This is a genomic window from Caulobacter sp. P1_B12_2, assembly GCF_056406675.1.
This window is the reverse complement of record NZ_JBFTZS010000398.1, coordinates 1-4370: the sequence shown is the minus strand read 5'-3', so window position 1 is coordinate 4370 and position 4370 is coordinate 1. Positions and strand designations below refer to the sequence as shown.

The window sequence follows — 4370 nt, the reverse complement described above, 5'->3', positions numbered from 1 at the left end:
GCGTCGGCATGATCGAGCGCTATGTGCTCAGAAAGACCCTGAGCGGGCTGGTGGCCGCGCTCGCGGTCGTCAGCGTGCTGGTCATGCTGATCGCCTTCGTGGACATTTCGAAGAATGTCGGCACCCGGGCCGAGGTCGGGTTCGCCGAACTGCTGTTCCTGACCGTGCTGCAGGCCCCCGCCACCATCCTGGTGCTGACGCCTTTCATCTTCCTGTTCGGAACCCTGGGCGCGTTCGTGGGGCTGAACCGCCGCAGCGAACTGATCGCCATGCGGGCGGCGGGCGTTTCGGCCTGGCGCTTCATCATGCCGGCGGCGGTCGCCGCCTTCGTGATCGGCGTGGTGACCCTGACCCTGCTCAATCCGCTGACCTCGGCGATGAGCGCCCAGTTCGAAACCTCGCGCGACGCGCTGATGGAAAGCTATGTGAAGTCGGCCCCCAAGGGTCTGTGGCTGCGTCAGGGCGACGAGAAGACCCAGGTGGTCATTCGCGCCCGGGCCCGCGACCAGGTCGACGGCGCGGTCCGCCTGCGCGGCGTGTCGCTGTTCGTCTACGCGGTGCAGCCCAACGGCACCCTGCAATTCTCCCAGCGCATCGAGGCGGACGAGGCCCGGCTGGAGCCCGGCTTCTGGCGGCTGTCGGGCGTGCGCGTGGCGATGCCGGGCGCCGGGGCGATCCGCTCGGAGACCTACACCATGCCGTCGAACCTGGACGACCGCACGGCGTCCGAACGGTTCAACAATCCCCAGGCCATCGCGGTCTGGCTGCTGCCCGAGACCATCAAGCGCACCGAGGCGGCGGGATTCTCGTCGATTCCCTTCCGGCTGCGGCTGCAACAGGTTCTGGCCACGCCGGTGCTGTTCGCGGCGATGTCTGTGCTGGCGGCCGCCTTCTCGCTGCGGCTGATGCGGCTGGGCGGCTTGGCGGGCCTGGCCGGCGCCGGCGTGACGTTGGGGTTTGGTTTCTTCTTCTTTAACGAGCTGTGTGGCGCACTGGGCAAAGCCGACGTGCTGACGCCGGCCATGGCCGCATGGACTCCGCCGATCGTGGCGCTTTTGGCGGGTCTGACCCTGCTTTGCTATACCGAGGATGGTTGAGTCTGTGTCGGGATCGAGGTCGTTGATGTTGGAGCTTCGCTGGGGGGCGAGAGAAAAGGGCCGTGCGGTCCTGCTGGCCGGAGCGGCTTGGCTCGCCCTGGTCGGTTCGACCCAGGCGCAGCAGCCGCTCGCCACCATCCCCGCCGCCCCCGCGCCGCCCACGGCCGCGGACGACGGCTTGGGCGACACCGGCTACTATCTGGAGTCCGACCTTCTGATCCGCGACGACGCCAATCAGAAGATGACCGCCCGCGGCGACGTCGAGGCCCGCTATCAAGGCCGCACCCTGCGCGCCGACGAAGTGGTCTACGACACCAAGGCCGAGGTGGTCACCGCGCACGGCCATGTGACCCTGATCAACGCCGACGGCACCGCCCAGTTCGCCGACGACATGACCATGGACAAGGAGCTGAAGGCCGGCTTCGCGCGCGGCTTCTCGGCCCGTCTCGACAAGAACATCAAGATCGCCGCCGACAGCGCCGTGCGCCGCAACGAGCAGATCACCGAACTGAACAAGGCGATCTACACCCCTTGCGAGGTGTGCGCGGCAAAACCCAAGCCGACCTGGAGCATCCAGGCCGACAAGGTGGTCCAGGACAAGAACAAGCACCTGGTCTACTACCACGGCGCGACGATCCGCCTGTGGGGCGCCCCCCTGATGTACCTGCCGGTGTTCTGGCACCCGGATCCCCAGACCGAGCGCCGCTCCGGCTTCCTGACGCCCAAGATCGGCATCTCCAAGAAGCGTGGTTTCGTCTATCAGCAGCCCTATCTGTTCGTGTTGTCGCCGTCTCAAGATTTGGTGGTAACCCCTCAATTCAACACGAAAGTTAATCCGTTCCTGAACGCGGAATACCGCAAGCGGTTCTACTCGGGCTATGTCGAGGCGCGGGTCGGCGGAACGTACGACAAGGACTTCGACAACCACGGCGACCGCTTCGGCGAGGCCACGGCCAAGAGCTACATCCTGGCCAAGGGTCTGTTCGACATCGACGAGAAGTGGAAGTGGGGCTTCACCGCCGAGCGGGCCTCGCAGGCGCTGATCTTCGACGACTACGACATCGGCGACGTCTACCAGCAGCGCGGCCAGTTCACGGCCGACGACCATCGCCTGGTGTCCCAGATCTACACCAACCGCCAGTCGGATCGGTCCTATCTGTCGGCCTCGATGGTCTCGGTGCAGGGCTTGCGGGTCGTGCAGATCGATCCTGGCACGGGCCTGGCCAACCGGTTCGAGAACAGCGGCGCCTTCCCGCTGATCGGGCCTCTGGTCGAGGCGCGCTGGGAGCCGGAATCGCATCTCCTGGGCGGCCGTCTTCGGGTCCAGGGTTCGGGCGTGGTCCTGACCCGTTCGGAGTCGCAGTTCGGCGAACCGCCCTACGCCTATGTCGACTACAAGGGCAAAGACGGCGTGGATTCCGTTCGCGGGACGGTCGAGGGCGACTGGCGCGCCAGCATGATCCTGGGCCCCGGCCTGCGCGTCGAGCCCTTCGCCCAGGCGCGCGGCGACGCCTATCGCGTCAGCGACGTCTTCCTGCCGGCCAGCGCCATGGCGGCGGGCGACACGACCACCAACATCAACTATTCGCGCGGGCTCGGCGTCGCGGGGGTCGATCTGAGCCTGCCGTTGTTCAAGCCGTTGAAGAACGGCGGCAGCGTGGTGCTGGAGCCGTTGGTCCAGTTGGCCGCCGGGTCGGACAGCTCACGGGTGCCGATCGTCGTCGCCCGTGACGCGGCCGGCAACCCGATCTACTTCAACGAAGACAGCACCAACTTCGAACTCGACGAAACCAATCTGTTCGACGTCAACAAGTCGCCCGGCTTCGACCTCTACGAAGGCGGTACGCGGATGAACGTCGCCGGCCGCGCCACGGTGAAACTCGCCGACGGTCGAGGCGGCAGCTTCCTGTTGGGCCGCAGCCTGCGCACCAAGGTCGACCCGCTGATGCCCACCCGCGCGGGCCTGGATCAAAAGGCCTCCGACTGGATCGTGGCGGCCACGGTCACCCCGTTCCGCGGGATCACCGCCTTCACGCGCGCCCGCTTCGACGACGACACCAGCAAGCTGAACCGCCTGGAAGCCGGCCTCGACGCCTCGGGCTCCCGCGGGTTCGGATCCTTGCGCTACCTTAAGGACAACAAGGACACCTCGGGCTTCCGCCAGGAAAACCTCGACTTCGTCGGCGACTACAAGATTCGCGCGAACTGGGGCGTCACCGCCCTGGGACGGCTTTCGTACCAGGACGCCCGCGCCTTCGGTCTGCCTGCCAGCGACAGCAAGTGGTCCTGGACCCGGCGGGACCTGGGCGTCTACTACAAAGACGATTGCATCCGCGTGGATGTCATCTACCAGAACGAGGATCGCTACACTCAGACCGTCAATGGCCTGAAATTGAGAGCCGACCAATCCGTGGTGCTGCGCCTAACGCTCGCCACATTGGGCGACACATTGTACAGCGATTAGAATGTCACCGCGTCGGGGGACGCGCGATAAAGCGCGCGCCTTCCTTTGGACGCGTCTAGAGGAACGACAATACCGATGCGGTCTGCGCGTAGCGTGACGAAACTGGCGGCCTGCACCGCTTCCATCCTCGCCTTGACCGTGGCGAGCCTCGGCCTGCCCGCCCTGGCTCAGGAGGCCGCGCCCGCGGCTGCGCCGGCGCCCGAGACGGCCCCGGCCGCCCGGCCCGCCAATCCGCTGTCGGAGAGCGTGGCGGCGGTCGTCAACGACGACATCATCTCCAGCTACGACCTGATGCAGCGCATGCGCCTGCTGATGGTGACGTCGGGCATGCAGCCGACCCAGGAGAACCTGCCCCAGCTGGAGCAGGAAGCCCTGCGGTCTCTGATCGACGAGCACGTCCAGATGCAGGAACTGCGTCGGGTCGAGAAGGCTCAGAAGATCACGATCATCTCCACCGACAAGGAGATCGAGGAGCAGATCCAGGACATCGCCAAGGGCAACAACATGACGCCCGACCAGCTGGCGCAGTCGCTGTCGGCTCAAGGCGTCGGCATCGACACCTGGAAGGCGCAGATCCGCGCCGACAGCAGCTGGCAGGCCTGGATCAGCGGCCGCTACGGTTCGCGCCTGCGGATCGGCGACGACCAGATCAAGGCTTTCGAGCGCCGCCAAGCCGAGGCCGCCAGCAAACCGCAGTATCAGGTCAGCGAAGTGTTCATCGACGCCGGGCGCGTCGGCGGCATGGAAGTGGCCGAGAACGGCGCCAAGCAACTGATCACCCAGATGCAGCAGGGCGCGCCCTTCCCGGC

3 protein-coding genes are annotated in these 4370 nt (G+C 66.3%); all 3 read left to right on the top strand.

Annotated elements, in window-relative coordinates:
• The coding region (locus AC1DZ6_RS20040) for an LptF/LptG family permease (protein ID WP_477098894.1) at positions 1-1097 on the top strand (1097 nt) is incomplete at its 5' end.
• Positions 1098-1122: 25 nt separating this feature from the next.
• The gene (locus AC1DZ6_RS20035; protein ID WP_477098893.1) at positions 1123-3561 is read left to right on the top strand and encodes an LPS-assembly protein LptD; all 2439 of its coding nucleotides are present in this window, start codon (positions 1123-1125) and stop codon (positions 3559-3561) included.
• Positions 3562-3636: 75 nt separating this feature from the next.
• A partial coding sequence (locus tag AC1DZ6_RS20030; protein WP_477098892.1) for a SurA N-terminal domain-containing protein occupies positions 3637-4370 on the top strand: 734 nt, incomplete at its 3' end.